29 protein-coding genes are annotated in these 26,286 nt (G+C 74.4%); 11 read left to right on the top strand and 18 right to left on the bottom strand.

What is annotated here, in order from left to right; genetic code table 11:
- The first annotated feature begins 43 nt into the window (after window positions 1-43).
- Both IEZ00_RS18320 and IEZ00_RS18315 read left to right on the top strand, forming a co-directional pair.
- Window positions 44-379, top strand: a complete 336-nt coding sequence (locus IEZ00_RS18320) for a hypothetical protein (protein ID WP_229795867.1) — start codon at window positions 44-46, stop codon at window positions 377-379.
- The gene (locus IEZ00_RS18315; RefSeq protein WP_189224485.1) at window positions 376-1,242 is read left to right on the top strand and encodes an aminoglycoside phosphotransferase family protein; all 867 of its coding nucleotides are present in this window, start codon (window positions 376-378) and stop codon (window positions 1,240-1,242) included. Before IEZ00_RS18320 ends, IEZ00_RS18315 begins: the two co-directional genes overlap by 4 nt.
- Here IEZ00_RS18315 and IEZ00_RS18310 read toward each other — a convergent pair.
- Window positions 1,223-2,077 (bottom strand): PhzF family phenazine biosynthesis protein, encoded by an 855-nt coding sequence (locus tag IEZ00_RS18310; RefSeq protein WP_189224484.1) that lies wholly within the window; start codon window positions 2,075-2,077, stop codon window positions 1,223-1,225. The two genes, IEZ00_RS18315 and IEZ00_RS18310, sit on opposite strands and share 20 nt — an antisense overlap.
- Before the next feature lie 34 nt (window positions 2,078-2,111).
- Here IEZ00_RS18310 and IEZ00_RS18305 point away from each other — a divergent pair, with 34 nt between their 5' ends.
- The gene (locus IEZ00_RS18305; RefSeq protein ID WP_189224483.1) at window positions 2,112-3,365 is read left to right on the top strand and encodes a magnesium transporter MgtE N-terminal domain-containing protein; all 1,254 of its coding nucleotides are present in this window, start codon (window positions 2,112-2,114) and stop codon (window positions 3,363-3,365) included.
- Window positions 3,358-3,867: a DUF1003 domain-containing protein gene (locus IEZ00_RS18300; RefSeq protein ID WP_189224482.1), complete on the top strand. Its 510-nt coding sequence runs from the start codon at window positions 3,358-3,360 to the stop codon at window positions 3,865-3,867. Before IEZ00_RS18305 ends, IEZ00_RS18300 begins: the two co-directional genes overlap by 8 nt.
- Window positions 3,868-3,933: 66 nt before the next feature.
- Here the strand turns inward: IEZ00_RS18300 and IEZ00_RS18295 are convergent, their stop codons facing one another.
- Complete coding sequence (locus IEZ00_RS18295) at window positions 3,934-4,368, bottom strand: MarR family winged helix-turn-helix transcriptional regulator (protein WP_229795866.1); 435 nt, start codon at window positions 4,366-4,368, stop codon at window positions 3,934-3,936.
- Between the two features lie 162 nt (window positions 4,369-4,530).
- Between IEZ00_RS18295 and IEZ00_RS18290 the strand changes: the two genes are divergently transcribed.
- Entirely contained in the window at window positions 4,531-5,676 is a 1,146-nt protein-coding gene (locus IEZ00_RS18290) for an Mrp/NBP35 family ATP-binding protein (protein WP_189224480.1), read from the top strand.
- A 98-nt stretch (window positions 5,677-5,774) separates the two neighbouring features.
- Here IEZ00_RS18290 and IEZ00_RS18285 read toward each other — a convergent pair whose 3' ends face one another.
- The 4 genes from IEZ00_RS18285 to sigE all read right to left on the bottom strand — a co-directional run bounded on the left by IEZ00_RS18285 (window position 5,775) and on the right by sigE (window position 9,027).
- A complete protein-coding gene (locus tag IEZ00_RS18285; protein ID WP_189224479.1) occupies window positions 5,775-6,152 on the bottom strand; it encodes a sec-independent translocase in 378 nt (125 codons plus the stop codon).
- Between the two features lie 56 nt (window positions 6,153-6,208).
- Window positions 6,209-7,747 (bottom strand): S1C family serine protease, encoded by a 1,539-nt coding sequence (locus tag IEZ00_RS18280; RefSeq protein ID WP_189224478.1) that lies wholly within the window; start codon window positions 7,745-7,747, stop codon window positions 6,209-6,211.
- A 93-nt stretch (window positions 7,748-7,840) separates the two neighbouring features.
- Window positions 7,841-8,449, bottom strand: coding sequence for a zf-HC2 domain-containing protein (locus IEZ00_RS18275; protein ID WP_229795865.1), 609 nt, complete (start codon window positions 8,447-8,449; stop codon window positions 7,841-7,843).
- Window positions 8,446-9,027 carry an RNA polymerase sigma factor SigE gene (gene sigE, locus IEZ00_RS18270; protein ID WP_189224477.1) on the bottom strand — a complete coding sequence of 194 codons (582 nt, stop codon included), beginning with the start codon at window positions 9,025-9,027 and terminating at the stop codon, window positions 8,446-8,448. Before sigE ends, IEZ00_RS18275 begins: the two co-directional genes overlap by 4 nt.
- Before the next feature lie 216 nt (window positions 9,028-9,243).
- Here sigE and IEZ00_RS18265 point away from each other — a divergent pair, with 216 nt between their 5' ends.
- Complete coding sequence (locus IEZ00_RS18265) at window positions 9,244-9,870, top strand: O-methyltransferase (protein WP_189224476.1); 627 nt, start codon at window positions 9,244-9,246, stop codon at window positions 9,868-9,870.
- Window positions 9,871-10,176: 306 nt separating this feature from the next.
- Here IEZ00_RS18265 and glgC read toward each other — a convergent pair whose 3' ends face one another.
- Entirely contained in the window at window positions 10,177-11,391 is a 1,215-nt protein-coding gene (glgC, locus tag IEZ00_RS18260; RefSeq protein WP_189224475.1) for a glucose-1-phosphate adenylyltransferase, read from the bottom strand.
- Between the two features lie 112 nt (window positions 11,392-11,503).
- Here glgC and glgA point away from each other — a divergent pair, with 112 nt between their 5' ends.
- Complete coding sequence (glgA, locus tag IEZ00_RS18255) at window positions 11,504-12,667, top strand: glycogen synthase (protein WP_189224474.1); 1,164 nt, start codon at window positions 11,504-11,506, stop codon at window positions 12,665-12,667.
- Window positions 12,668-13,986: 1,319 nt separating this feature from the next.
- On the opposite strand, the gene IEZ00_RS18250 is transcribed toward glgA, so the two are convergent.
- Window positions 13,987-15,270 carry an MFS transporter gene (locus tag IEZ00_RS18250; RefSeq protein WP_189224473.1) on the bottom strand — a complete coding sequence of 428 codons (1,284 nt, stop codon included), beginning with the start codon at window positions 15,268-15,270 and terminating at the stop codon, window positions 13,987-13,989.
- A 55-nt stretch (window positions 15,271-15,325) separates the two neighbouring features.
- Between IEZ00_RS18250 and IEZ00_RS18245 the strand changes: the two genes are divergently transcribed.
- Entirely contained in the window at window positions 15,326-16,192 is an 867-nt protein-coding gene (locus IEZ00_RS18245) for a LysR family transcriptional regulator (RefSeq protein WP_229795864.1), read from the top strand.
- A 66-nt stretch (window positions 16,193-16,258) separates the two neighbouring features.
- Here the strand turns inward: IEZ00_RS18245 and IEZ00_RS18240 are convergent, their stop codons facing one another.
- Window positions 16,259-17,719 (bottom strand): leucyl aminopeptidase family protein, encoded by a 1,461-nt coding sequence (locus IEZ00_RS18240; protein ID WP_372448513.1) that lies wholly within the window; start codon window positions 17,717-17,719, stop codon window positions 16,259-16,261.
- 94 nt (window positions 17,720-17,813) lie between these two features.
- A complete protein-coding gene (locus tag IEZ00_RS18235; RefSeq protein ID WP_012783412.1) occupies window positions 17,814-17,981 on the bottom strand; it encodes a DUF3117 domain-containing protein in 168 nt (55 codons plus the stop codon).
- A 263-nt stretch (window positions 17,982-18,244) separates the two neighbouring features.
- Between IEZ00_RS18235 and IEZ00_RS18230 the strand changes: the two genes are divergently transcribed.
- The gene (locus IEZ00_RS18230) at window positions 18,245-19,024 is read left to right on the top strand and encodes a PaaX family transcriptional regulator (protein WP_189224471.1); all 780 of its coding nucleotides are present in this window, start codon (window positions 18,245-18,247) and stop codon (window positions 19,022-19,024) included.
- Between the two features lie 17 nt (window positions 19,025-19,041).
- Window positions 19,042-19,824, top strand: a complete 783-nt coding sequence (locus tag IEZ00_RS18225) for an enoyl-CoA hydratase-related protein (protein WP_189224470.1) — start codon at window positions 19,042-19,044, stop codon at window positions 19,822-19,824.
- A gap of 48 nt (window positions 19,825-19,872) precedes the next feature.
- Here the strand turns inward: IEZ00_RS18225 and IEZ00_RS18220 are convergent, their stop codons facing one another.
- The 6 genes from IEZ00_RS18220 to folP form a co-directional block, all read right to left on the bottom strand.
- Window positions 19,873-20,412, bottom strand: a complete 540-nt coding sequence (locus IEZ00_RS18220) for a DNA-3-methyladenine glycosylase I (RefSeq protein ID WP_189224469.1) — start codon at window positions 20,410-20,412, stop codon at window positions 19,873-19,875.
- Window positions 20,409-20,825 carry an SRPBCC family protein gene (locus IEZ00_RS18215; protein WP_189224468.1) on the bottom strand — a complete coding sequence of 139 codons (417 nt, stop codon included), beginning with the start codon at window positions 20,823-20,825 and terminating at the stop codon, window positions 20,409-20,411. Before IEZ00_RS18215 ends, IEZ00_RS18220 begins: the two co-directional genes overlap by 4 nt.
- On the bottom strand, window positions 20,812-21,183 hold the full coding sequence (locus tag IEZ00_RS18210; RefSeq protein WP_189224467.1) for a DivIVA domain-containing protein: 372 nt from the start codon (window positions 21,181-21,183) through the stop codon (window positions 20,812-20,814). Before IEZ00_RS18210 ends, IEZ00_RS18215 begins: the two co-directional genes overlap by 14 nt.
- A gap of 72 nt (window positions 21,184-21,255) precedes the next feature.
- Window positions 21,256-21,927: a permease prefix domain 1-containing protein gene (locus IEZ00_RS18205; protein WP_189224466.1), complete on the bottom strand. Its 672-nt coding sequence runs from the start codon at window positions 21,925-21,927 to the stop codon at window positions 21,256-21,258.
- The gene (locus tag IEZ00_RS18200; RefSeq protein ID WP_189224465.1) at window positions 21,915-22,247 is read right to left on the bottom strand and encodes a PadR family transcriptional regulator; all 333 of its coding nucleotides are present in this window, start codon (window positions 22,245-22,247) and stop codon (window positions 21,915-21,917) included. Before IEZ00_RS18200 ends, IEZ00_RS18205 begins: the two co-directional genes overlap by 13 nt.
- A 147-nt stretch (window positions 22,248-22,394) precedes the next feature.
- Window positions 22,395-23,264, bottom strand: coding sequence for a dihydropteroate synthase (gene folP, locus IEZ00_RS18195; protein ID WP_189224464.1), 870 nt, complete (start codon window positions 23,262-23,264; stop codon window positions 22,395-22,397).
- A 105-nt stretch (window positions 23,265-23,369) separates the two neighbouring features.
- On the opposite strand from folP, the gene IEZ00_RS18190 reads away from it, so the two are divergent.
- Window positions 23,370-24,848 (top strand): CocE/NonD family hydrolase, encoded by a 1,479-nt coding sequence (locus tag IEZ00_RS18190; protein ID WP_229795863.1) that lies wholly within the window; start codon window positions 23,370-23,372, stop codon window positions 24,846-24,848.
- A 115-nt stretch (window positions 24,849-24,963) separates the two neighbouring features.
- Here IEZ00_RS18190 and IEZ00_RS18185 read toward each other — a convergent pair whose 3' ends face one another.
- Together IEZ00_RS18185 and IEZ00_RS18180 are read right to left on the bottom strand one after the other, a co-directional pair.
- Window positions 24,964-25,503: an LOG family protein gene (locus IEZ00_RS18185; protein ID WP_189224595.1), complete on the bottom strand. Its 540-nt coding sequence runs from the start codon at window positions 25,501-25,503 to the stop codon at window positions 24,964-24,966.
- A complete protein-coding gene (locus tag IEZ00_RS18180; RefSeq protein WP_189224462.1) occupies window positions 25,503-26,273 on the bottom strand; it encodes an LOG family protein in 771 nt (256 codons plus the stop codon). The genes IEZ00_RS18185 and IEZ00_RS18180 overlap by 1 nt, the downstream gene beginning before the upstream one ends.
- Window positions 26,274-26,286 lie beyond the last annotated feature (13 nt).

Below are 26,286 nucleotides of genomic sequence, written 5' to 3'. Positions count from 1 at the left end.
ATCGCGTGAGTCCCGATTCACAGGGTCGTGGCAGGCTGAACCGGTGGAGATCGGACAGGTGCTGGACAACGCGCTGCGCAAGGCCGCCGCGATCTGGGTCGCCCCGGCGGGCGGGGCGCCCCGGCTGGTGTGGGCGCTGTGGCGCGACGGCGCGGTGCTGGTGGCCGTGGGCGGCACCGAGCAGGAGGTGCCGGGGCTGGCCGACGGGGTGCGCTGCGCGGTGACGGTGCGCTCGCCGTCCACGCACTCGCACCTGCTCGACGCCACCGCCACCGCCCGGCTGGTCGAGCCGGACGAGGTCACCGCGGCGGCGCTGCGCTCCGCCCGGCTCAACGCCGCGCCCCGCTGGGAGTCGGTGTACCGCCTGGAGTTCGCGTGATCACCGTGCCCGAGGGCTTCGGGCACGCGCTGCCCCCGGAGGCGGCGACGTGGCTGGCCGGTCTGCCCGCGCTGGCCGCGAAGTTCTGCGCGCGCTGGCAGCTGTCGCCGGACGGGCCGCCGCTGCACGGCGCGGTCGGGCTGGTGCTGCCGGTGCGGCGGGCCGACGGGCACCCGGCCGCGCTCAAGCTGACCTGGGTGGACGAGGAGACCCGCGGCGAGCCGCTGGCGCTGCGGGCCTGGGACGGCGACGGCGCGGTGCGGCTGCTCGACCACGACGACGCGCACGGCGCGCTGCTGCTGGAGCGGCTGGACCACACCTGGTCGCTGCTGGACGTGCCGATCGAGCAGGCGCTGCTGGTCGCGGGCGGGCTGACGCGCAGGCTGCGCACCCCGGCGGGCCCGGAGTTCCGCCGCTGGCGGGTGCCCGACCTGGTGGCGCAGAACGCCGCGGCGGGCGGGCCGGTGCCCGCCCGGCTGGTCGCGATGGCCGTGGAGGTCGGCCGGGAGCTGGTCGCGGACGCGGGCGGCACGCTGGTCAACGAGGACCTGCACTACGCCAACGTGCTGCGCGGCGAGCGCGAGCCCTGGCTGGCCATCGACCCCAAGCCGCTGGCGGGCGACCGCGAGGTCGGGCTGATCGCGCTGCTGCGCAACCGGGTCGCCGAGCTGGACGGCGAGCGCGGGCTGCGCGAGCGGTTCGCCGCCCTGGTCGACATCGCCGAGCTGGACGTCGAGCGGGCGCGGCGGTGGGTGTTCCACCGCGCGGTGGCGAGCTGGCCGTGGTGCGTGGAGAAGGGGTACGCCGACACCGCCGAGGTGCTGGCGGCGATGGCGCGGCTGTTCAGCGGCCGGGTCGCCTGATCCGCCCCTGCGCCACCGGCACCACCCCGCCACCGCAGCGCACGCGCGTGGCCCGGCCGCCGACCGCGGCCACCCAGCAGTCCAATGTGGACGGGCGATCGATCTCGGCTCCTTGGCGCACCGTGAACTCGTGCTCGCCGTCGCCCGGCAGCAGCCCGCGGTCGACCAGCCACGCGGCCAGCGCCAGCGCCGCGCTCCCGGTGGCCGGGTCCTCGCCGCCGGTGGCGCGGAACATCCGCACCCGCGCCACCCGCCCCACCGGGTCGAACGCCACCGGCACCAGCCCCCGCCCCACCACCCGGTCGGCCAGGTCCGGGGCCGGGCGCGCCCGCGCCACCGCCGCCTGCCGCACCGGCAGGAAGGTGAACTCCATGCCCGCCGAGGCCGCGCCCGCGGCGATCCCTTCGTCCACATCGGACGGTGACAGGCCCAGGGCGGCGGCCAGCGGCGCGCTGTCGAGGGACCGGCCGATCCCCGGCTCGCCGCCCGCCAGCGTCGCGCCGCGCGGCGTCACCACCACCTCGTGCAGCCCGGCCCCGGTCTGCTGCACCACCGGCCCGTGCCGCAGCAGCCCCTGCGAGGCGAGCACCCACGCCGCCCCGATGCCGGGCAGACCGGCGAACGGCAGCTCGACCAGCGGGGTGAAGATCCGCAGCCGGTAGTCGGCGGCGGGATCGGTCGGCGGGAGCGGGAACGCGGTCTCGGAGAGGTTGAACTCGCGGGCGACGGCCTGCATCCCCGCGTCGTCGAGCCCCTCGCCGCCGTGCACCACGGCCAGCGGGTTGCCCGCGAAAGCGCGGGAGGTGAACACGTCCACGACGTCGTACCTGAGCACGGCACGGACCCTAGACCCCGGCTAGCCTGGCGGCGTGGTCGCCGTGAACCGGGTTTTCGCCGCTCAGCTCGCCGGACTGCCCGTGTTCGGGCCCGACGGCGAGGCCATCGGCAAGGTCCGCGACCTGGTGGTCGGCCTGCGCGTGGACCGGCAGCCGCCGCGCGTGCTGGGACTGGTGCTGGAGCTGGCCACCCGGCGGCGGATCTTCGTGCCGATGCTGCGGGTCACCTCCATCGAGCCCAACGCCGTCACGCTGGCCACCGGGTCGGTCAACCTGCGGCAGTTCCACCAGCGCGCCAACGAGGTGCTGGTGGTCGGCGAGCTGCTGGACGCGCGCGTGCGCACCGCGTCGGGCGCCGCCGCGGTGCTGGTGGACGCCGCCATGGAACCCAGCCGCACCCGCGACTGGCGGATGACCAGGGTCGCGGTGCGCGAGCGGACCGGCAGGCTGGCCCGCCGAGGCCCGGTGCAGGTGCTGCACTGGGAGGAGATCGGCGGGCTGTCGGTCACCGAGCTGGCGGGCCAGCCGCAGGGCGCGCAGCACCTGGTGGCGGTCTTCGAGACCATGCGCGCCGCCGACGTGGCCAACGCGCTGCACGGCCTGCCGCTCAAGCGCCGCTACGAGGTCGCCGAGGCGCTGGACGACGAGCGGCTGGCCGACATCATCGAGGAGCTGCCCGAGGAGGACCAGAAGGACCTGCTGGCGCACCTGGACGAGGAGCGTGCGGCGGACGTGCTGGAGGCGATGAACCCCGACGACGCCGCGGACCTGCTGGCCGAGCTGCCCGAGATCGACAAGGACCGGCTGCTGGGGCTGATGGAGCCCGCCGAGTCCGCGCCGGTGCGCAGGCTGCTGGAGTACAGCTTCGACACCGCGGGCGGCCTGATGACCCCGGAACCGGTGGTGCTCGCGCCGGACGCCACGGTCGCCGAGGCGCTGGCGCACGTGCGCAACCCGGACCTGACCCCGGCGCTGGCCAGCATGGTGTTCGTGTGCCGCCCGCCCACCGCCACCCCCACCGGCCGCTACCTGGGCTGCGTGCACATCCAGCGGCTGCTCCGGGAACCGCCGTCGGACCTGGTCGCGGGCGTGCTCGACACCGACCTGACCACCCTGTCGCCCGCCGCGTCGCTGGGCGAGGTGACCCGCTACTTCGCCGCCTACAACCTGGTGTGCGCGCCGGTGGTGGACGAGAGCGACCACCTGCTCGGCGCGGTCAGCGTGGACGACGTGCTGGACCACCTGCTGCCGGACAACTGGCGGGAAACGGGGCTGCCCCATGCCTGAGCTCGTGCCGCGCAGGCGGTTGGACCAGCCGCGCAGCCAGGGCCGGTTCCGGCTGGCCCTGGACCCGGAGGCGTTCGGCCGGTTCTCCGAGCGGCTGGCCCGGTTCCTGGGCACCGGCAAGTTCCTGTTCTGGCAGACCCTGATCGTGATCGTCTGGATCACGCTGAACCTGTTCGCGGTGTCGCTGCGCTGGGACCCCTACCCGTTCATCCTGCTCAACCTGGCCTTCTCCACCCAGGCCGCGTACGCCGCGCCGCTGATCCTGCTGGCGCAGAACCGGCAGGACGACCGCGACCGGGTGTCGCTGGAGGAGGACCGGGCGCGGGCCGCGCAGACCAAGGCCGACACCGAGTACCTGGCGCGGGAGCTGGCCGCGCTGCGGCTGGCCGTTGGCGAGGTGGTCACCCGCGATTTCCTGCGCGGCGAACTGGACCGGGCGCTGCGGGAGAGCCGCAAGCGCCGGGCGCGCGACGACCCGAAGTGGGACGACGTGCCGTCCTGATCCGGTGCCGTCCAGAGCTGGTGCTGTCCTGAGCTGACGCCGTCCCGCGTTCGCCCGGTGCGGGCGCTACGGCCCGTCGGCCAGGCGGTCGCAGGAGCGGCCGAACGCCTCCAGGTCCGGGGGCTCGAGCGCGTCGGCGAAGTGCCTGGCCACCCCGGCGAGGTGGGTGCCCGACGCGGTGCGCAGCCGTTCCATGCCCTGCTGGGTCAGCACCGCCACCACCCCCCGACCGTCCCCGTCGGCGCGCTCGCGCAGCACCAGGCCGGAGCGCTCCAGGCGGTCGACCAGGCGCGTCACGCCGGAGCGGGACAGCAGCACGGCGTCGGCCAGCTCCGTCATCCGCAGCCGGTACTGCGCCGCCTCGGCGAGCTGGATCAGCACGTCGTAGGCCGCGAGCGAGAGCCGCTGCTCGGCGATGAGCTCGGCTTCGAGTATCCGGGTCAACCGCGCGTGGGCCCGGAGGAAGGATCGCCACACCACGAGCTCGGATCGGGTGGGCAACCGGGCACTTCCCGTTTCCGGCACGGAGAGCAATGTTACGGAAAGCACGCAAGCCGCTGCGCGCTGCCCCCGAGTTCGAGGTGACCGACCGGTAGCTTGGAGGTGGACAACGCCGCCGTAGCATGGTGGCGAGCCGTACCCCCTCCCCGTAAGGCGATTCCCGTGACCACCACGCAGCCCGTTCCCACCGTTGCCGACGTGCAGAAGGCGCTGGCCGGTGTGCAGGACCCGGAGATCAAGCGGCCCATCACCGAGCTGGGCATGGTGAAGGACGTCGCGGTCGGCCCCGACGGCGCGGTCGACGTGGCCGTGTACCTGACGGTGTCCGGCTGCCCGCTGCGCGACAAGATCACCGCGGACGTGACCGCGGCGGTGTCGGCGCTGGACGGGGTGAGCACGGTCCGGGTGTCACTGGACGTGATGAGCGACCAGCAGCGCACCGAGCTGCGCAAGACCCTGCGCGGCGGGGTCGAGGAGCCGGTCATCCCGTTCGCCCAGCCCGGCTCGCTGACCCGCGTGTACTGCGTGGCCTCGGGCAAGGGCGGCGTCGGCAAGTCCAGCGTGACGGTCAACCTGGCGGCGGCCATGGCCGCTCGGGGGCTGTCGGTGGGCGTGGTGGACGCCGACATCTACGGCCACTCCATCCCCCGGATGCTGGGCACGGAAGCGCGGCCCACCCAGGTCGAGAAGATGATCATGCCGCCGCAGGCGCACGGCGTGAAGCTGATCTCGATCGGCATGTTCACCCCCGGCAACACCCCGGTGGTGTGGCGCGGGCCGATGCTGCACCGGGCGCTGCAGCAGTTCCTCGCCGACGTGTTCTGGGGCGACCTGGACGTGCTGCTGCTGGACCTGCCGCCGGGCACCGGCGACGTGGCGATCTCGGTGGCCCAGCTGGTGCCCAACGCGGAGATCCTGGTGGTGACCACGCCGCAGCAGGCCGCCGCGGAGGTCGCCGAGCGGGCCGGGTCCATCGCGCTGCAGACCCGGCAGCGGGTGGCGGGCGTGATCGAGAACATGTCGTGGCTGGAGCTGCCCGACGGCACCCGGATGGACGTCTTCGGCAGCGGCGGCGGGCAGGCCGTGGCGGAGTCGCTGACCAGGGCGGTCGGCTCCGAGGTGCCGCTGCTGGGCCAGGTGCCGCTGGACCCCAGGGTGCGCGAGCAGGGCGACGCGGGCACCCCGATCGTCGTGGCCGCCCCGGACTCGGCGGCGGGCCAGGTGCTGACCTCGGTCGCCACCAAGCTCTCGGTCCGCTCCCGCGGCCTGGCGGGCCGCCTCCTCAACGTCTCCCCCGCGGGCCGCTGACCCACCCGCGAGTCGAACCTCCGGAACCCCCGAACTCAACGCTCAGGCCCCCCGAACGCGGAGTTCGGGGGGCCTGAGCGCGTCTCAAGCGCCTGGGATCAGGTGGCGTCGGGGTCGTAGGGCGGGCGCTCGCCGTGCTGCAGCGGCCGATCCCGCTCGACCGCGGGCTGCGCCTGCGGCGCGGGGTAGCCGTTGGCCTTGGGGGTGGGCTCGTCGTCCCACAGGTGCTTGGTGATCGCGCGCTTCGGGTCGAAGTTGCGCAGCTCCCTCAGGTCCTCCAGGGGCTTGCGCAGCTGCTCGAACTCCGGCCCCATCTCCTGCTTGAGCTGGTCCCGCGCACCGGTCGCGTACTCCCGGACCTGGCGGATGGTGCGCCCCACCCAGGCCGCCGCCGAGGGCAGCCGCTCCGGCCCCAGGATGAACAGACCCGCGACGATGATGATGAGGATCTCAATCCACCCGATGCTGTCGAACACCCGCGCCCCACCTCCACCGACCGCACCGACTGCCTTGCGACCAGCCTAGTCGTCGATCAGTCCGACCTGAGCGTGACCTGCACGGTCAGCTCACGGCCCTGCCTGGCCAGCACCACCGGGACCGTCTCGCCGATCTCGTGGTCCCGCACCGCCACGGTCAGCTCGGCGGCGTTGCGCACCATGCGGTCACCCACCCTGGTGATCACGTCCCCCTCCTGGATGCCCGCCGCCGCGGCGGCCCCGCCCTCGGGGACGTTCTGCACCTGGGCGCCCTCCGCGGTCTCCGCCGAGGCCGACCGCACGTTGACGTTCATGTCCGCGTGCTTGACCTGGCCGTCGCGGATGAGCGCCTGGGAGATCTTGCGGGCGTAGTTGCCCGAGATCGCGAAGCCCAGGCCCACCGAACCGCCGGTCTCGGTGCGGATCGAGGAGTTGATGCCGACCAGCGCGCCGGAGGAGTCCACCAGCGCGCCGCCGGAGTTGCCGGGGTTGATCGCCGCGTCGGTCTGGATCGCGTCGTAGGTGATCGGCGGGCCGCCGTTCTCGCCCGCCGCGGTGACCGGGCGGTGCAGGGCGCTGACGATGCCCTCGGTGACCGTGTTCGACAGCGACAGCGGCGAGCCGATCGCCAGCACCGTGTCCCCCACCTGGAGGTCGTCGGAGTCGCCGAACTGGAGCACGGTCGGGTTGTCCACCTCGACCTTGATCACCGCCAGGTCGGTCTTGGAGTCGCGGCCCACGACCTGCGCGGTGGCGCGCTTGCCGTCGGTGAAGACCACGGTCAGCCTGGCCGACGAGTCCTGCACGGCGGGCGCGATCACGTGGTCGTTGGTCAGCACGTAGCCCTCGCCGTCGATCACCACGCCGGAGCCGACGCCCGCCACGCTGCCGCCCTTGAACTCGATCGACACCACGCTCGGCGTGACCCGCCGGGCGATGTCGGCCACCGAGCCCACCGGGCGCTCCTTGCCCGGCTTGACCTCGGCCAGCGTCACACCGCCGTCGGTCAGCGGGTTGTCCACCCGGCCCAGCAGCCACCCGGCCGCGCCGCCCGCCGCGCCCACCAGCAGGGCGGCCACCATCAGCAGCACCAGGCCCAGCGGCTTGACCCGGCGGCCGAACAGCAGCTCGGGGACGCTGAGCTGGGGACCGGGGGCTGTCGCGGTCCCGGTCTCGGCCGCGGGCTGCTCGGTGACCGCGGGCGGTCCGATGACCGCGCTCGCGCCCGGATCGCGCCAGGAGTCGCCAGCGGGCTCACCGTTCCAGAAGACCGGCTCGACCTCGGGTTCGCCGCTCAAGTCCACCGGCGGGCGCTGCAACCGCACGTCCCCACCGCCCGCCGGGCGGCCGAACGCGGTGCTCAGCGCCTCCGGGGTCGGCGGAACCAGCTGGACCGAGCCGTTGCCGTTGAGCACGGGCCGGTCGGCCGCGAAAGCGCCCTCCACACCCCTGGGCCTGCCGAACACGGCGGCCTGGGTGGGGTCCACCTCGGGGCGGTGCAGGGGACGCGGGGCGAGCCTGCGGTGCTGCCCGTCGTCCACACCGGAGACCGGGGTCGCGGACGGGTGACCGTTGCCCTGCTGTGGCTCGCTCATCGCTCCCCGAACGTTCTCATGCTTGCGTTGCGGGGCAATCGTGCCCGGTAGGCGGTGAAGTTGCCGTCAGCGGCCCTCAGTCAGCGATCCGGTTCAGCGACCCGGTCCGTCGTGGGTGGGTCCGCGCAGCGCGTCCAGGCCGTCCGCGCCCTGGTTCAGCGACGGGGCGACCGCGGGCGTCGGCTCGGGAGCGCCGCCCTGGACGGGGGTGGGAGACGGGTCCTCGCTGCCCGGCACGACCAGCGCCAGCGCGCCGAGCATCAACCCGGACACGACGACGCCCGCGCCCTGGCGGGCCCGGCGGCTACCGAAGCGGCTGCCGCCGCCGGTGCCGAAAGGGCGCGACTGCCCCAGCACCGGTCCGCTGCCGAAGGAGGACGCGCGATCGGGGCGCAGCACCGTCACCAGCTGGCCGTCCTCGGTCACCGCGAGACCGTCCGGCGCGCTGGGCAGATCGACTTCCTGCGGGATCGCGCCCAGCTTGGCCAGCAGGCCGGCGGGCGCGCAGGGGGTCTCCGCGGAGCGCACCGCGGAGCGTGCCTGCTGCTGCGCGTACGCCTCGGCCGCGCAGAACGGGCAGCGCGACAAGTGCGCGGACGCCCGAGCGCGGGCCGACGGCGTGAGCTCGCCGTCGACGAAGGCGACCACGGCGTCGGGCAGCAGGTGCTGCTCGGGCAGTCCCCAACCACGCAGGTCGGTCATGCAGAGTCCTCCCGCAACTGCCCGCGACGGCGCTCCAAGGCGACCCTCAGGGCCTGCCTGCCCCGGTGGATCCGACTCCTCACGGTACCCAACTTCACCCCGAGGGTGGCACCGATCTCCTCGTAGGAGAGACCTTCGACGTCGCACAGCACCACCGCGGCGCGGAACTCCGGCGGCAGCTCGTCGAGCGCGGCCTGCAGGTCGGGGTCCAGGTGGGTGTCGGAGTAGACCTGCTCGGGGCTCGGGTCGTCGCCCGCCAGCCGGTCGGTGTCCTCGGGCAGGCCCTCCATGCGCAGCCGGGAGCGGCGCCGGGCCATGTCCAGGAACAGGTTGGTGGTGATGCGGTGCAGCCAGCCCTCGAAGGTGCCCGGCTTGTACGACGCCAGCGAGCGGAACACCCGGATGAAGGTCTCCTGGGTGAGGTCCTCGGCGTCGTGCTGGTTGCCGGTCAGGCGGTAGGCCAGCCGGTAGACCCGGTCAGCGTGATCGCGCACGACCTCGTCCCAGGTGGGCGGGGTCCACTCCGCCTCCTCGATCGGGGCGGTCGGCGCGGCGATGGAGATCGGCTGGGTTCGCATCGGGCGGTGTGGCACCTCCAGTGGGCTTGCTTGCCCTGTGCACGGGGTCAACGCCCGCGGCGGATCGTTTGTTCCCGTTGTCCTGCGCTGTCACCAGCGTGCCGGGTTCGCTTATAACGATGGTGAGAGTCGGCTGAGAGCACGCTGAGAATCCAGGGTTCCCACTTTCCCGCCGGGTTCACCCGATGCGGCCCCTCCGGCGCTAACCTCCTCGCTGTGGACGGGGCCCTGCGCGAGTACGTGGAGCGCTACCTGGTCGAGGACGAGGTCCTGCTCGCGGCCAGAGCCCGCGCCGAGGCGCTGGGCTGCCCGCCGGTCGGCGCGGGCGTCGGGGCGGCCCTGCGCTTCCTGGCGGCCGCGCTGCGGGCGCGGGCCGTGGTCGAGGTGGGCACCGGGGCCGGGGTCGGCTCGCTGCACCTGCTCAGCGGGATGCCCGCCAACGGGGTGCTGACCTCCATCGACGTCCAGCCCGAGCACCAGCGGGCGGCGCGGGTGGCGTTCGCCGAGGCCGGTGTGGCGGTCAGCCGCACCCGGCTGATCATGGGGCGGGCGCTGGAGGTGCTGCCCCGGCTCACCGACGGCGTGTACGACCTGGTGTTCGTCGACGCGGTCAAGCAGGAGTACCCCAAGTACCTGGTCGAGGCGGTGCGGCTGCTCCGGCCCGGCGGGGTGGTCGCGTTCGGCGACGTGCTGCGGCACGGGCGGGTGGTGGACCCGGCGCACCGCGACCCGGACACCCAGGCGGTGCGGGAGGTCGCGCGGGCGGTGCGGGACGACGACCGGCTCGTGCCGGTCATCCTGCCGCTGGGCGACGGCCTCCTGGTCGCCGCCAAGACGGACTGACCCCTCGCCCAGTGCGTCGGCAAGTACTACCCGGCGGGACTGAGAGGGCCGGTAACTACTACCCGGCGTGGCCGCCTGCCCTGGTGCGCGGGCAAGTACTACCCGAGGGGCGTCCGGAGGCCGGTAACTACTACCGGTGGACGCGAAAGTGCGGGTCGGGGTGCGTGAACGCTCGGTTCGTGGTGTCGGAACGCGCGACTCGCGGGGGCGACACGCCCGACACGCCCGCAACCGGGTGACACCGGGGCGGGCGTGGCCGTCCTGAGCGTTGAATTCGGGGGTCCTGAGGGTTCGACTCGCGGGGGGTTAGAAGGCTGTGACGCCCTTGCCGAGGACTGTGACGCCGCCCGCGCTCACCGTGTAGCGCTCGCGGTCCACCGCCGGGTCCACGCCGATCAGGGCGCCGTCGGGCACGATCACGTTCTTGTCCAGGATCGCCCGCCGCACCACGGCCCCGCGCCCGATCCGCACGCCGGGCAGCAGGACGCTGCCCTGCACCACGGACCCGTTCTCCACGACCACGTCCGAGCTGATCACCGACCCGTGCACGGTGCCGGAGATGATCGACCCCGGCCCGACCATGGAGTCCTCCGCGCTGCCGCCCGCGACGAACTTCGCGGGTGGCAGCGGCGGGGTGGCGGTGCGAATGGGCCACGCCTCGTTGTAGAGGTTGAACACCGGGTTCACCGAAACGAGATCCATGTGCGCCTCGTAGTAGGCGTCGATGGTGCCCACGTCGCGCCAGTAGCCGCGGTCGCGGTCGGTTTCCCCCGGCACGGCGTTGTCGGCGAAGTCGTAGACGTGCGCGCGGCCCTGGTCGACCAGCATGGGGATGATGTCGCCGCCCATGTCGTGGTCGGAATCCGGGTTCGCCGCGTCCGCGCGCAGCGCGTCGAGCAGCGCTTCGGTGGTGAACACGTAGTTGCCCATCGACGCGAAGGTGACCTCGGGGTCGCCGGGCACGTGCGGCGGGTCGGACGGCTTCTCCAGGAACCGGGTGATCCGGCCCCGCTCGTCGGAGTCGATGCAGCCGAACGCCTTGGCCTCGGCGCGCGGCACCCGGATGCCCGCCACGGTCACGCCCGCGCCGGTCTCCACGTGCTGGGCGACCATCTGGCCGGGGTCCATCCGGTAGACGTGGTCGGCGCCGAAGACCACCACGTGGTCCGGCCGCTCGTCGTTGACCAGGTTCAGCGACTGGAAGATCGCGTCGGCCGAGCCGGTGTACCAGCGCGGCCCCAGCCGCTGCTGCGCGGGCACCGGGGTGACGTACTGGCCCAGCACGTTGGACAGCCGCCAGGTGGTGGAGATGTGCCGGTCCAGCGAATGCGATTTGTACTGGGTGAGCACGCAGAGCCGGACGAATCCGGCGTTGACCAGGTTGGACAGCACGAAGTCGACCAGCCGGTAGTTGCCGCCGAAGGGCACCGCGGGCTTTGCCCGGTCGGCGGTCAGCGGCCACAGCCGCTTGCCTTCGCCACCGGCGAGGACAATTCCAAGTACGTGCGGTTGCCCTTTCACGGCAATGACCCTAACCGTGCGGGAGCCCGCCCACCAACGGCGGAGCAGGGGGAACGCCCGGCAGACCGCTCGTTCACCCGGCCGCCCCATTCCAGGGGGTTACGGTGAGGCCGTGCGAATTGGACTGCTGACACGGGAGTACCCGCCGGAGGTCTACGGCGGGGCGGGGGTGCACGTCGGTTTCCTGGTGCCGAGGTTGCGCGAACTGGTGGACGTGGAGGTGCACGCCTTCGGCGGGTCGCGGCCGGACGCCACCGCGCACGTGCCTGCGCCGGGCCTGGAGGGGGCCAACGCCGCCCTGGCCACGCTGTCGGTGGACCTGGGCATGGTCGCCGCGCTGGAGGGCGTCCAGCTGGCGCACTCGCACACCTGGTACGCCAACATGGCCGGTCACCTGGCGAAGCTGCTGCACGGCGTCCCGCACGTGGTCACCGCGCACTCGCTGGAGCCGCGCAGGCCGTGGAAGGCCGAGCAGCTCGGCGGGGGCTACCGGGTCTCCTCGTGGGTCGAGCGCACCGCCTACGAGGCGGCGGACGCGATCATCGCGGTCAGCGAGGGGATGCGGGCGGACGTGCTGGACTGCTACCCGGCGCTGGACCCGGCGCGGGTGCACGTGGTGCGCAACGGCATCGACACGGCGGCCTACCACCCGGTGACCGGGACCGACGCGCTGGTGCGCCACGGCATCGACCCGGACAAGCCGATCGTGGCCTTCGTCGGCCGGATCACCAGGCAGAAGGGCGTGGGGCACCTGGTGGCCGCCGCGCACCACATCTCCCCGGACGCCCAGGTGGTGTTGTGCGCGGGGGCGCCGGACACCCCGGAGATCGCCGAGGAGACCAAGGCCGCGGTGGACCGGCTGGCGCGGTCGCGGCCGGGGGTGTTCTGGCTGCAGCAGATGCTGCCCAACGAGGAGGTGCGCGAGGTCCTCAGCCACGCCGCGGTGTTCGTCTGCCCGTCGGTGTACGAGCCGCTGGGCATCGTGAACCTGGAGGCGATGGCGTGCGGCACGGCCGTGGTCGCCTCCGACGTGGGTGGCATCCCCGAGGTGGTCGAGCACGGCCGCACCGGGCTGCTGGTGCACTACGACGAGCGGGATGTCGAGGGGTTCCGGCGCGGGCTGGCGGAGTCGGTGAACGCGCTGCTGGCCGACCCGGAGCGGGCGCGGGCGTTCGGCGAGGCGGGCCGGGAGCGGGCGGTGCGGGAGTTCTCCTGGGCGAGCGTGGCCGAGCAGACGGTAGCCGTGTACGAAGCCGCGCTGAACAACGTTCAGTAATCGAGCGATTGCGGCATGTGACATTGCTCACAGGCCCCTCGGTGCAACTCAGGGCGTCTCCCACCGCCTTTAAGCAGTGGAGGACGAACTGCTGGGGGTCACATGCGGCACGCACTGCTCGTTGCGGGACTGGCGCTGGTCGCCGCCGTCGCGGGCTGCTCGACGCCACCCGCCAGGAGCGCTGAGCAGGTCAAGCTGACGATCAAGGGCCAGCCGGTGCTCGACGCCCAGGCGCTGCAGGCGCAGGCGGAGTCGGAGCTGAGCTACGCGCTCAACTTCGGCCTCGTCGCCCGCGCGGGCCGCACCGCCAGCTGCTGGTTCGCCCGCACCGGCGCGGAGTCCGAGGTGGACACCCGGCTGTGGTGCGGGCCGGTGCAGGTGCCCGGCACGGCCGCGGCGGGCGACTGGGTGCCGGTGCCGATGAAGGAGGTCGAGCGGAGCGAGGCGGGCGTGCGGCTGGTGGTCGAGCCCGCGCAGGTGCCCGAGCAGGGCAGCCGCAGCACGCCGGTGGGCAAGCTGGTGCGCACCGACGGCCTGGAGGCCGACCCGGCGAAGGAGGGCGTCAGCCAGGCCGGGCCGGACTTCCTGGCCGTGCTGCCCGACGACGGCCGCCCGCTCGACCCGGTGCCGGACGCCTGGATCAGGGACGACCAGCTGGAGGTGCGGGTGACCGGCTACGGCCGCCCGGAGTCGTGGCGCACCGAGCAGGGCGACCTGACCGCCGAGCACGGCGTGCGACTGCGGGTGCTGCGGCTGGAGGTGGACAAGCACACCGAGACCGACCCGGCGTTCGGCCAGTCCCAGTGGCACGGCTGGCAGCCGCAGCGGCCCGAGCTGGCGCTGGAGCTGCCGGGCAGGCACCACCCGCTGCCCGGTGACCGGCTGCCCGCGTCCGGCTCGGTGCTGGTGGTCTACACCGTGCCCGAGTCCGGCGGCACCGAGGCGCTGTCGCTGGCCACGGTGGGCGCGAAATCGCTGGAGCAGCGGGTCGAGGTGCCCTCGGGCAAGGCGCTGACCGACATCCCGCCCGCGCTGCGCCGCGCTCACAGCCCGGAGCGGCCGCCCACCGCCCGGCAGCAGGTGCGGGTGGGCGACAAGACCGGCTCGCTCGGGGTGAGCGGCCTCCGGCTGGGCAGGCAGCGGCCGGTCAGCTACGGCGCGCAGTACGAGCTGGTCACCGCCTCGCAGCCGGACCGGGCGCTGCTGGAGCTGCGGTTGGAGGGCCGGGACCTGCCTCGGGTGGCGGGCGCGGCGATCACCCAGGACCTGGTCGCCGTGACGCTGCCGGACGGCCAGCGCGCGCCGCTGGTCGGGGCCCGCTACGACGGCGACACCTTCCCGGTGGCCGTGGTGGTGGAGGTACCGGCGGACACGCGCTCGGTGACCGTCGGCGTCACCGGGGCCACGGTCGCGCTGCCGCAGCTGGGCACCGTGCCGGTCGCCGGCGAGGGCTCGCCCGTCGCCGTGCCGCTGGACTTCTGAGCGAGCACCGCCGCCGCCCCCGCGAGCGCCAGCCACCCGGTGACCACCGCGACCAGACCCGGCCAGCCCCACGCGCCGTACGCGGCGCTGCCCGCCGTGCCGCCCGCGCTGCTGCCCACGTAGAACGCGAACAGGTACACGCCCGACGCCTGGCCCCTGGCGTGCGCGGGGGCCCGCGCGCCCACCCAGCCGCCGGCCACCGCGTGCGCGGCGAAGAACCCACCGGTGAACAGGGCCAGCCCGGCGCACACCGCCGCCAGCGCGTCCGGCAGCGTGGCCAGCGCGCCCAGCACCGCCACGCCCAGCGAGGCCAGCACCACCGGTCCCCGGCCCAGCCGGTCGGCCAGCCGCCCGGCCACCGCCGAGCACACCCCGCCCGCCGCGTAGGCCAGGAACACCAGCGCGGCGAACCGGGCGGGCAGCTCCAGCGGTGGGCCCGCCAGCCGGAACGACACCACGTTGAACAGCGAGACGAACGCGGCCACGGCCAGCGCGGCGATCGCGTACTGGCACCACAGCACCCGGTCGCCCAGCGCCGCCCGCAAGCCGGGGCGGGGCGTCTGCGCCCGCCGCCGCCCGGCGGGCAGGAACAGCGCCGCGAGCACCGCGCACACCAGGCCGAACGCGCCCACCAGGGCCAGCGCGCCGCGCCAGTCCAGCCAGTCCGCGCCGACGCCCGCCACCAGCCTGCCGACCATGCCGCCCGCGCTGTTGCCCGCCACCAGCGCGCCGATGGCCGCGCCGACGCCCAGCGCGCCGACCTGCTCGGCCAGGAACGCCATCGCCACCGCGGGCACCCCAGCCGTGGCCACGCCCTGCAGCACGCGCAGCGCGAGGAACAGCGGGTAGCTGGGCGCGAGCGGCAGCAGCAGCCCGAGCACGGCGGCGGCCAGCACCGACCACACGATCACCCGCCGCCTGCCGATCCGCCCGGACAGGCTCGCCACCGGCACGACCACCACCGCCAGCGCGCCGGTGGCCGCGCTCACCGCGAGCGACGCCGAGCCGGGGCTGAGGTCGTACTCGGCGGCCAGTTGCGGCAGCACCGGTTGCGGCGCGTACAGCAGGGCGAACGTCGCGAAACCGGTCGCGGCGATGGACGTGGTCAACCGAGTGGGCACATACCGACGCTAACCAATACGTCCAATGCGCCAGTGGCGCACAATTGATGCTGTGATGGATGAGTTGGCACCGAAGTTGGCCGTGCTGCGCGCCTTGGCCGCCGACGAGCACGTGACGCGCGCGGCCGAGGCGGCGGGCGTGCCGCAGCCCACGGTCAGCCGCTGGCTGGCCGCCGTGGGCGCGCGGCTGGGCGCTCCGGTGGTGCGGCGGGACGGCCGCCGGGTGCGGCTGACCAGGGCCGGGCGGCTGCTCGCGGAGGCGGCGGACCGGGCCGCGGCGGTGCTGGAGGCGGGCTGGCGGGCCGCGGCCGAGGAGGTCGACCCGGAACGCGGGCAGGTGGCGCTGGGGTTCCTGCACCTGCTGGGCCGGTCGCTGGTGCCCGAACTGGTGCGCGGGTTCCGCGAGCGGCACCCGCACGTGCGGTTCCGGCTGGTCCAGGACTCGCGACAGGCCGTGCTGGACCACCTGGCGGCGGGCGTGGTCGACCTGGCGCTGGTGGCCCCGCCGCCGGAGGACCCGGAGTTCGCCTCGGCCGTGCTGTGGTCGCAGGAGGTGCTGCTGGTGGTGCCCGCCGATCACCGGCTGGCCCGGCGCGCGGGCGTGCGGGTGGCCGAGCTGGCCGAGGAGGAGTTCGTCGGCCTGGAGCACGGCTACGGGCTGCGGCAGATCACCGACGACCTGTGCCGGGCGGCCGGGTTCACGCCGAGGCTGGCGTTCGAGGGCCAGGAGACCGAGACCGTGCGCGGGCTGGTCGCGGCCGGGCTGGGCGTGGCGCTGCTGCCACCCGCCGAGCACCCGACGGGGCTGGTGGAGGTGCCGCTCACGCCGCCCGCGCGCAGGCAGATCGGCCTGGTGTGGCAGGCCGACCAGCCGCTGCCGCCCGCCGTGCGCGCCTTCCGCGACCACGCGCTGGGCAGCTGAGCCCCCGCACGGGTGGTGGTCAGCGGCCCGCGCGGGGGCGTCGGGTGGTACTTGCGGGCGCGGGGGTCAGCGGGTGTAGGTCTCGGCGAGTTCGACGAGGGTGCGGGCGGCGAAGCCGGTCGCGCCGGGGGCCACCTCGTCGTAGGGCTTCTCCGCCCTGGCCGGGCCCGCGATGTCCAGGTGCGCCCACGGCAGCCCGCCGGTGAACTCGCGCAGGAACAGCGCCGCGGTGATCGCGCCCGGCCCGCCGGGGGCCTGCTTGAGGTCGGCCAGCTCGCCGCGCACGTCGTCCACGTGCTCCTCCAGCAGCGGCATCCGCCACCACGCCTCGCCGACCCGCTGCCCCGCCTCGACCACCCGCCGGGCCAGCTCGTCGGAGCCGGTGAAGAACCCGCCGGTGCGCAGCCCGAGGCTGACCTTCATCGCGCCGGTCAGCGTGGCCACGTCCACCATCAGGTCGGGCGCCAGCTCGCGCACCGCGTAGGCCATCGCGTCGGCCAGCACCAGCCTGCCCTCGGCGTCGGTGTTGCCGATCTCGCTGGTCGTGCCGCCGAAGTGGCGCACCACGTCGCCGGGCCGGTAGGCCGAGCCGGACACGTGGTTCTCCGCGCACGGCACCAGGCCGGTCACCCGCAGCGGCAGGCCGCGCCGGGCCACCGCGATCAGCGCGGCGATCACCGCCGCGCCGCCGGACATGTCGGTGCGCATCAGGTGCATCCCGTCGGCGGGTTTGATCGAGATGCCGCCGGTGTCGAAGGTGATGCCCTTGCCGACCAGCACCAGGTGCGGCCCGTCGCCGCCGCGCCAGGACAGCTCCAGCAGCCGGGGCGGCCGGGCGGACCCGCCGCCCACCGCCAGCACCCCGCCGAAGCCGCGCGCGGCCAGCCACTTCTCGTCCCGGACCACGGCGTCCAGGCCGGGCACCGCGCGGGCCAGCTTGGCCGCCGTGGACGCCAGCCAGGCCGGGTCCTTGACGTTGGACGGCGCGTTGGCCAGGTCGCGGTTGAGCGCGGTGGCCGAAGCCAGCACGTGGGCCCGGCGGGCCTCCTCGGCCAGCACCTCGGTGTAACCGGGATCGGACACGACCAGCCGATAGGAGCGCACCCGTTCGGGGGTGGGCTGCTCGGTCACCTTGAACCGGTAGTCGCCCAGCACCGCGCCGAGCACGAACCCGCGCACCGCCTCGGCGTCGGCGTCCTCGGGCAGCAGCACGTCGCAGGAGGGCGTCGTGCCGTCCTCGCCCAGCGCCCTGGCCAGCGCCGCGCCCGCCCGCCGCCACTGCGCGGCCGTGCCGTCGCCGACGCCGAGCACCCACCGGTCGTCCACCCGGCGGGTCACCCCCGCCTGGGCGCTGACGTCCTCCGGAAGTCCCTCGCCGCCCGGTCCGAGCACCGGCGGTTCACCCGCCGCGACGAGCACGACCCGCGGCACGCCCCGTCGGGCGGAATCGGCCACCTCGACGGCGGCCAGCGGGGTGGGCAGCGGCAGGCGCACGGCAGCGTCCTCCAGGGTCTGGCTGGTGTTCACTCGGTCACGGCGGCGGTCACGGTGATGGCCGCACGTAGCGATGCCCCGGCTCCACTGTGGAACCGGGGCGTCTGGACTCCTGGGTTCCGGCTGGTCAGCCCGCGGCCGCCTTGAGTGCGTCGCCGAGCGCGTTGGCCTCGTCCGCCGACATCTCGACCACGAGTCGCCCACCGCCCTCCAGCGGAACGCGCATCACGATGCCCCGCCCCTCTTTGGTCACCTCAAGGGGACCGTCGCCGGTCCGGGGCTTCATGGCCGCCATAGCGTGCTCCCTCCGTCAACATCTTCCCCGCTCCGACCAGGGCCGGACACGAGGGCCATTCTCCCCTATGCGGACTCGACAGCGAAACCGAACCGATCTTTCGGCACGCCGGAAGGGGTGCCGATGATCTTGACGGGCGCGCCTGCCGGGTCCAGGACCGCCCAGCCGCAACGATTTTCCCCGACCGCGCCGACCGGCGCGCGTTCTCGACACGCCTCGGCGCTGTGGCGTGTCGCGGGGTCGCCCTGACAGACTCGGTCCTCGTGCGAGCCCGTTCCGCGCTCTTCGACGTCTACGGCGGCCACCTGCGCGAGCGGGGCGGCGCCGCGACAATCGCCGCCCTGGTCCGGCTGCTGGAGCCGTTGGACTTCGCCGCGCCCGCGGTGCGCACGGCGGTGTCGCGCACGGTCCGGCAGGGCTGGCTGACGCCCGTGCGGCTGCCCGACGGCCCCGGCTACGCCATGACACCCCGCGCGGAAAGGCGGCTGGACGAGGCCGCCGCCCGCATCTACCGCACCCGCCCGTCCACCTGGGACGGTCGCTGGCACGTGGTGGTGCCGCAGGAGCTGCCCGCCCGCGAGGCGCGCGAGCGGTTGTCCTCCTCTCTGCAACTGCTCGGTTACGGAGCGCTCGGACCGGTGACGTGGATCGCTCCCCGACCGTCCCCGGAGCTGGCCGACGTGCTGGCCGCCGAGGGCGTGACGGCCAGCACGTTCCACGGCGAGCACGAGGGCGACCCGGCCGAACTGGCCGCGCGGGCGTGGGACCTGGCCGAGCTGGGCCGCGACTACGCGCGCTTCGTGGCCGAGTGGGAACCGGCGGTGTCCGCAGTGGACGGTTCGTCGGCCGCGGAGGCGTTCGCCACGTCCCAGCGGTTCCTGCACGCCTGGCGCAAGTTCCTGTTCCGCGATCCCGGCCTGCCCCGCGAGCTGCTGCCCGAGGACTGGCCGGGCGCGGCGGCCGCGGAGTTCTTCGACCGGCACACCGCCCGCCTCGCGCCCGCCGCGCGCAAGTTCGTCGACGACTGCCTGGGCACCCACTGAGAACCGGAGGGCCTTTCGTGTCCGAACTCCTGACCGAGGACGCCGACGGCGTCCGCACCTTCACGCTGAACCGACCGGAGTCGTTCAACTCCTTCACCACCTCCCTCAAGGAGCGGCTGCTGGCGGCGGTCGAGGAGGCGGCCGGGGACGAGTCGGTGCGCGCCGTGGTGCTGACCGGGGCGGGGCGGGCGTTCTGCGCGGGGCAGGACCTCAAGGAGCACGTGAGCCTGCTGCAGGCGGGCGACCCCGCGCCGCTGCGCACCGTCGAGCAGCACTACAACCCGCTGATCAGGGCGATCACCGGGATGCCCAAGCCGGTGATCGCGGCGGTCAACGGCACCGCGGCGGGCGCGGGCGCCTCCCTGGCCTACGCCAGCGACCTGCGCGTGGTCGGGGAGTCGGCGAAGTTCCTGATGGCGTTCGCCAACGTGGGGCTGAGCGCGGACTCGGGCGCGTCGTGGACGCTGCCCCGGCTGGTCGGCCACGGCCGGGCGATGGAGATGATGATGCTGGCCCAGCCGGTGGACGCGGCGGAGGCGCTGCGCATCGGCCTGGTCAGCCAGGTGGTGCCCGACGGCGAGGTGGTGAGCACCGCGCAGGCGCTGGCCCGCAAGCTGGCGTCCGGCCCGACCACCGCCTACGCCAAGATCAAGGAGGCGCTGGGGGCCGCCTGGGGCTCCTTGGAGCAGTCGCTGGAGGTCGAGGCCCGCACGCAGGCCGAGGCAGGCGCGACGGCGGACCACCGCGAGGCGGTCGAGGCTTTCGTGGCCAAGCGCCCGCCCCGCTTCACCGGCCGCTGACCGCGCCCGGCAAGTACTACCCGACCCGCCGCGCGGGGCCGGTGACCACTACCCGGCGCGGAAGCAGGTGGCGATGTGGTCGTCCACCATGCCGGTGGCCTGCATCAGCGCGTAGCAGGTGGTGGGGCCCAGGAAGACGAACCCGCGGCGCTTGAGCTCCTTGGCCATGGCCTTGGACTCCGGGGTGGTCGCGGGCACGTCGGCCAGGGTGGCGGGGCGCGGGCGCGGACCGGTCGGCGCGAACGACCAGAGCAGCTCGTCCAGCGGCCGGTCCAGCTCGCCGACCGCGCGGGCGTTGGCGATGGTGGCGGTGATCTTGGCGCGGTTGCGCACGATGCCCGCGTCGGCCATGAGCCGGGCGAAGTCGTCGTCGTCGAACTCCGCCACCACCTCGGGGACGAACCCGGCGAAGGCGGCCCGGAAGTTCTCCCGCTTGCGCAGGATGGTCAGCCACGACAGGCCGGACTGGAACGACTCCAGGCACATCCGCTCGAACAGGGCCGTCTCGCCGTGCAGCTCGACGCCCCACTCCGTGTCGTGGTACTCGCGGTACAGGGGCGTGGTGTCGCCCCACGGGCACCGGTTCACCGGCGGTACTCCTTCGCAAAAGCGGCGAACTTGCGCAGCGACCACCGCACGCCGAGCAGGAAGGCGGGCCGGGCGAGGGCGGGCAGCGCGATGTCCTCGGACCAGACCAGTTCGCAGCGCTCACCCAGCGGGACGACGCGGAACTCGCCGGTGCCCCGCACCACCCGCCCGGTGTGCAGCACCGCGCAACGGGTGGGCGGCTCCCACGCGGTGACGCGCATGGTGTCGGTGAACCCGATGGGCCCGATGCCGGTGAACGCCGCCAGCCCGGTGCCGGTGCCGGTGCCGTCGCCGCTGGTGACCCGGACGGTGGTGGCGAGCATCCACTCGCCTTGGCGGGGCCAGTCGGTCAGCGCCGCCCAGGTCCGCTCGGCGGGCGCGGCCACCGGGACGCGCAGCTCAAGCGCGGTCACGACCCGCCTCCAGCGCGGACTCCGGCTCCGGCTCCGGCTGGGACTCGGGCTCCGGCTGGGGCTCCGGCTCCACGGCGGCCTCCAGCTCGGCCACCCGCTGCCGCAGCTGCCCGACCTCGTCGGCGAGCCGGTCCAGCGCCCAGTCGACCTCGGACATCTTGTAGCCGCGCAGCACGATCTGGAACTTCAGCCCGCGCACGTCCTCGGGCGACACGCCCTCGGCGGGCAGCCGGGTCGGCGACGCGCCGGGCGGCAGCGGCGCCATCTCCTCCCCCCGGCCGAAGACGAGCGAGGCCAACAGGAACACCACGGCCGCCACGAGCACCATGACGACGAGGTAGATGAGCGCGGTGGTCACACGACGATCGTGGCACACCCCACTTCCCGCCGTACCGCACTCCACCCGGAACCCGTGACCGGTGGGCGGGTGTCAGGAGGCGGGGGTGAGCAGGAGGCAGCGGCGGGCGAGGACGGCCAGTCGCAGGGCGATGGCCATCGGCACCAGGGTCGCGGCGGCGACCGGCGGCGGCAGCGCCAGCCGGGCGGCGTCGACCAGGGCGGTGGCCGTCATGATCGCCAGGTTGCCCGACAGCACCGCGGCCACCGACACCGCCGACACCGCCCCGGCCAGCCGCGCGAGTGTCCCCGCCGCCACTCCCCGGCGGACCAGCCACCGACCGGCCAGCAGCGACGCCACCGCCACCGCGGCCACCACCCACGCGGCCGAGTCGTTGGCCCGCGCCACCGCGAGGTACCAGTCCGGCGGCGGCACGTCGAAGCGCGGCCACGCGCCGACCCAGAACCCCCGGTTCAGCTCCCACCCCAGGTGCGCCACCGGCACCAGCAGCAGCGTCCGCAGCGTGCGCGCGCCGTGCGCCAGCGCCAGCAGCCCCTGGTACTCCCGCGCGATCACCGCCGCCGGGCCGAAGTCGGCCACCGCGCGCCGCTGCGCGGCCTCCTCGGCCAGCCCGCCGGACCGGTAGGCCGCCGCCGCGTCGTCCAGGCTGTCCCGCGCCTCGGCGAGCAGGTCCTCCTTGACGTGCTCGGGCCCGCGCAGCCGCTCGCGCAGCGACGTCACGTACTCGTCGATCACGCGGGCCACGGCCCGCCGCCCAGCACGCCCTCGATCGCGGTGGTGAACTCGCGCCACGCGGTCCGCTCGGCGGCCAGCGCGCGCTGGCCCGCCCTGGTCAGCCGGTAGGTGCGGCGCCGCCGTCCGCCCACGGTGCTCCACTCGCTGGTGACCAGCCCGGCCGTCTCCAGCCTGCGCAGCGCCGGGTACACCGTGCCGGTGGGCAGGTCGAGCACGCCGCCGCTGCGCAGCTGCAACGCCTCGATGATCGCGTACCCGTGCAGCGGCCCGCCGTCCACCGTGGCCAGCAGCAGCGCGTCGAGGTGGCCGCGCAGGGCGTCGGACTTCATGTACGCCGATTTTACGGACAACGGCCAGGTCCGACCGGCGCGTCCTCAGTGGACCGGCGCTGCCGAGCGTTCGACTCGCGGTACCCGAGCGTTCGACTCGCGGTGCCTGAGCGTTCGACTCGCGGGTGGGAGCGCTCTCGCGCGGGGTCAGGCCATGGCGCGCAGGACGCGGGCGGGGGGTCGGGTGCCCGCGATGCCCGCCACCATGTCGAGCACGTGGCGGGTGCGCCGGACCTGGTGGGCGCGGAAGACCTTGGCCCCGGTCCAGGCCGCGACGGCGGTGGCCGCGAGGGTGCCGTCCACCCGGTCGTCCACCCCCACCCCCAGCGTCTCGCCGACGAAGTCCTTGTTGGACAGCGCCATCAGCACCGGCCAGCCGGTGGCCACCAGCTCGTCCAGCCTGCGCAGCAGCTCCAGCCCGTGCCAGGTGTTCTTGCCGAAGTCGTGCGTCGGGTCGATCAGCACGCCCTCGCGCGGCACGCCCAGCGAGACCACGTGCTCGGCGCGGCGCACCAGTTCCTCGACGACCTCGGCGACCACGTCGGTGTAGCGGACCCGGTGCGGGTCGGTGCGCGGCGGCAGGCCGCCGGTGTGCGAGCACACGATGCCCACCCCGAACTCGGCGGCGACCACCGCCAGCTCCGGGTCCGCGCCCGCCCAGGTGTCGTTGATCAGGTCCGCGCCCGCCCGGCACACCGCGCGGCCCACCTCGTGCCGCCAGGTGTCGACGCTGATCACCAGGCCGGGGTGGCGCTCCCGCACGGCGGCCACGAACGGCACCACCCGGCGGGCCTCCTCGGCGGCGTCGACCACCTCGCCCTTGGCGCCCGCCTTGACCCCGCCGATGTCGACGATGTCCGCGCCCTCGGCGACCGCCCGGTCGACCGCGGCCAGCGCGGCGTCGTCGTCGAAGGTGGCCCCCCGGTCGTAGAAGGAGTCCCTGGTCCGGTTGACGATCGCCATGACCAGGGCGCGATCTTGGGGCACCTCGCGCTCGCCGAACCGCATGGTCCTCATCGTGCCACGGACGCGGCCGGCGTGAGCTGCGCCACAGGCCGTTGCTACTCGCCAGTAGGTACTGGTTCGATCACCGTGATCCCGGTCACGGTCGAGGAGGACCACGTGCGCCGATCCCCGCTGCTCGCGCTGCTCTGCCTGCTCCTGCTCGCCCCACCCGCGCACGCCGCGCCGGGGTTCCAGGTCAGCCACCACACCATCCCCGGTCAGGGCGGCACCCCGCTGCCCGCGTTCGTCGTCGAGCCCACCGGCCGAGGCGGCGGCCCGTTCCCGCTGCTGGTGCTCCCGTCCAGCTGGAGCATGAACGCCGTCGAGTACGTCGGCGCGGCGGCCAAGCTGGCCTACGAGTCCGGCTACGTCGTGGTCAGCTACACCAGCCGGGGCTTCCACGACGCGGGCGGCGAGATCGACGTGGCAGGTCCCGACACCGTCGCCGACGTCAGCCGGGTGATCGACTGGGCCGTCGCGCACGCGCGCGGCGACGCCACCAGGGTCGGCGTCGGCGGCATCTCCTACGGCGCGGGCCAGTCCCTGCTGGCCGCCGCGGCCGACCCGCGCGTCAAGGCCGTCGCGGCGCTGAGCACGTGGACCGACCTGGCCCGCTCGCTCTACCCGAACGAGACGGTCAGCGCGCAGGCCGTCGAGCTGCTGCTCGCCGCGGGCAAGCTCACCGGGCGCCCCGGCCCCGAGCTGCGCGAGGCCGAGGCCGCCTACCGCGCGGGCCGGTTCGCCGACGTGCTGCCCATCTCGCCGCCGCGCTCGCCCGCGACCAGGGTCGCCGACATCGACGCCGCGGTGCTGATCGGCAACGCCTGGAACGACGGCCTGTTCCCGCCCAGCCAGATCACCGACTTCTTCACCGCGCTGGACGCGCCCAAGCGGCTCATGCTCTCCCCCGGCGACCACGCCACCGCCGAGCTGTTCGGCGCGGCCGGGCTGCCCAACGAGATCTGGGCTTCGGTCGGCCGCTGGTTCGACCACCACCTGCGCGGCCTGGACAACGGCGTCGACCGGGAAGCGCCGGTGCAGCTCAAGCCGAACAACGGCGGCGGCTGGCGGTCGTTCCCGTCGTGGGGCGCGGTGACCACGCGGCGCGACACCGTGCCGCTGACCGCCGCCCGGATCGGCACGGGCAGGCCCACCCTCGCGGACAGCGGCGCGGTGCTGGTCAGCGGCGCGTTGCAGGGCTTCCTCCAGATCCCGACCGGCGTGGCGACGCCGTTGATCGACCGCACCGCGGCGGCCGTGTGGCACGGGCCCGCGCACAGCACCGCCACCACCGTCAGCGGCACCCCTCGGGCGCACCTCGCGGTGACCACCTCGGTCCCCGCCACGCTCCACGCCTACCTGTACGAGGTGAACGCGCTGGGCCTGGGCGCGCTGGTGACCCACAAGCCGGTCACCGTCGGCGCGGGCACCCACGCGCTCGACCTGGACCTGGAACCGGTGGTCTGGGAGGTCGCGGCGGGCAACCGGCTCGTGCTCGCCGTGGACACCGTCGACGCCCGCTACGGCGGGGTCAGCCGGTGGGGCGGCACGGTCGGCTTCGGCGCGGACTCGTGGCTGGAGGTCCCGCGACCCTGACAGCACCTGACGGGTATCGCCCGGTCAGGGAGCTCAAGGCGCCGCTCACCACCACCCGCCGGGACGGGACCGGCTGGGGCGGCGACGGGCGGGCGGGCCGCCTCGCCTGCCCGCGTCAACCGGCGCAGGCGTCCAGGGCCTCGGTCACGTCGCCGGTCACCACCAGCGAGTCCAGCGCGAACCGCGACACGAACCCGCGCTCGCGCAGCTCGTCCAGCCACGCCAGCAGGCCCCGGTAGTGGCCGTCCACGTCGAGCACCACCACGGGCTTGGCGTGCATCCCCAGCACCCGCGAGGTCCACACCTCGAACAGCTCCTCGCAGGTGCCGATGCCGCCGGGCAGCGCCAGGAACGCGTCGCCGTGCGCCTCCATCAGCGCCTTGCGCTCGCGCATGGTCTCGACCACCAGCAGGTCGTCGGCCTGGCCGTCGGCCAGCTCGCGGTCGACCAGCCCGCGCGGGATCACGCCCGTGGTGCGCGCCCCGCCCTCGCGGGCGGCCCGCGCCACCTCGCCCATCATCGACGTGCGCCCGCCGCCCCACGCCAGCGACCAGCCCCGCTCGGCGATGGCCGCGCCGACGCGGGAGGCCAGCTCCAGGTAGCTGCGCGGCACCGTCCTGAGCGATCCGCAGTACACCGTGACGGTCAGCGACATCAGTGCGCGTCCGCCCACGCCTTGTGCGCCTCGTTGACCACCCGCACCGCGTCGTCGATGTCGTCGGTCAGGTGCAGCAGCGCCAGGTCCTTCTCCCCGACCTTGCCGCTGGCCAGCACCGAGTCCTTGACCCAGTCGTACAGGCCCTGCCAGTAGGAGCGGCCGAACAGCACCACCGGGAACTTGGTGACCTTCTTGGTCTGCACCAGGGTCAGCGCCTCGAACAGCTCGTCCAGCGTGCCGAAGCCGCCGGGCAGGCAGATGAACGCCTGGGAGTACTTGATGAACATGGTCTTGCGGACGAAGAAGTAGCGGAAGTTCACGCCCAGGTCGACCCAGGGGTTCAGGCCCTGCTCGAACGGCAGCTCGATGCCGAGGCCGATGGAGAACCCGCCCGCCTCCGAGCAGCCCCGGTTGACCGCCTCCATCGCGCCGGGGCCGCCGCCGGTGATCACCGCGAACCCGGCCTCGGCCAGCGCGCCGCCCAGCTTGCGCCCGACCTCGTACTCGGGGTGGTCGCGGCCGGTGCGGGCGGAGCCGAACACGGTCACCGCGCTGGGCACCTCGGCCAGCGCGCCGAAGCCCTCCACGAACTCGGCCTGGATGCGCAGCACCCGCCACGGGTCGGTGTGCACCCAGTCGCTGGGGCCGCGCGAGTCCAGCAGGCGCTGGTCGGTGGTGGTCAGCTCGTCCCGGCGCTCGCGGCGCAGCACGACCGGTCCGCGCTGCTTCTCCCTGGGGTGCTCGTCCACGCCGTTGTGCTCGTCCACCCGGCCGAGTGTA

Source organism: Saccharothrix coeruleofusca, assembly GCF_014648515.1.
In the GTDB taxonomy this organism is placed as follows: domain Bacteria; phylum Actinomycetota; class Actinomycetes; order Mycobacteriales; family Pseudonocardiaceae; genus Actinosynnema; species Actinosynnema coeruleofuscum.
This window is presented reverse-complemented; position numbering and strand designations above follow the sequence as displayed.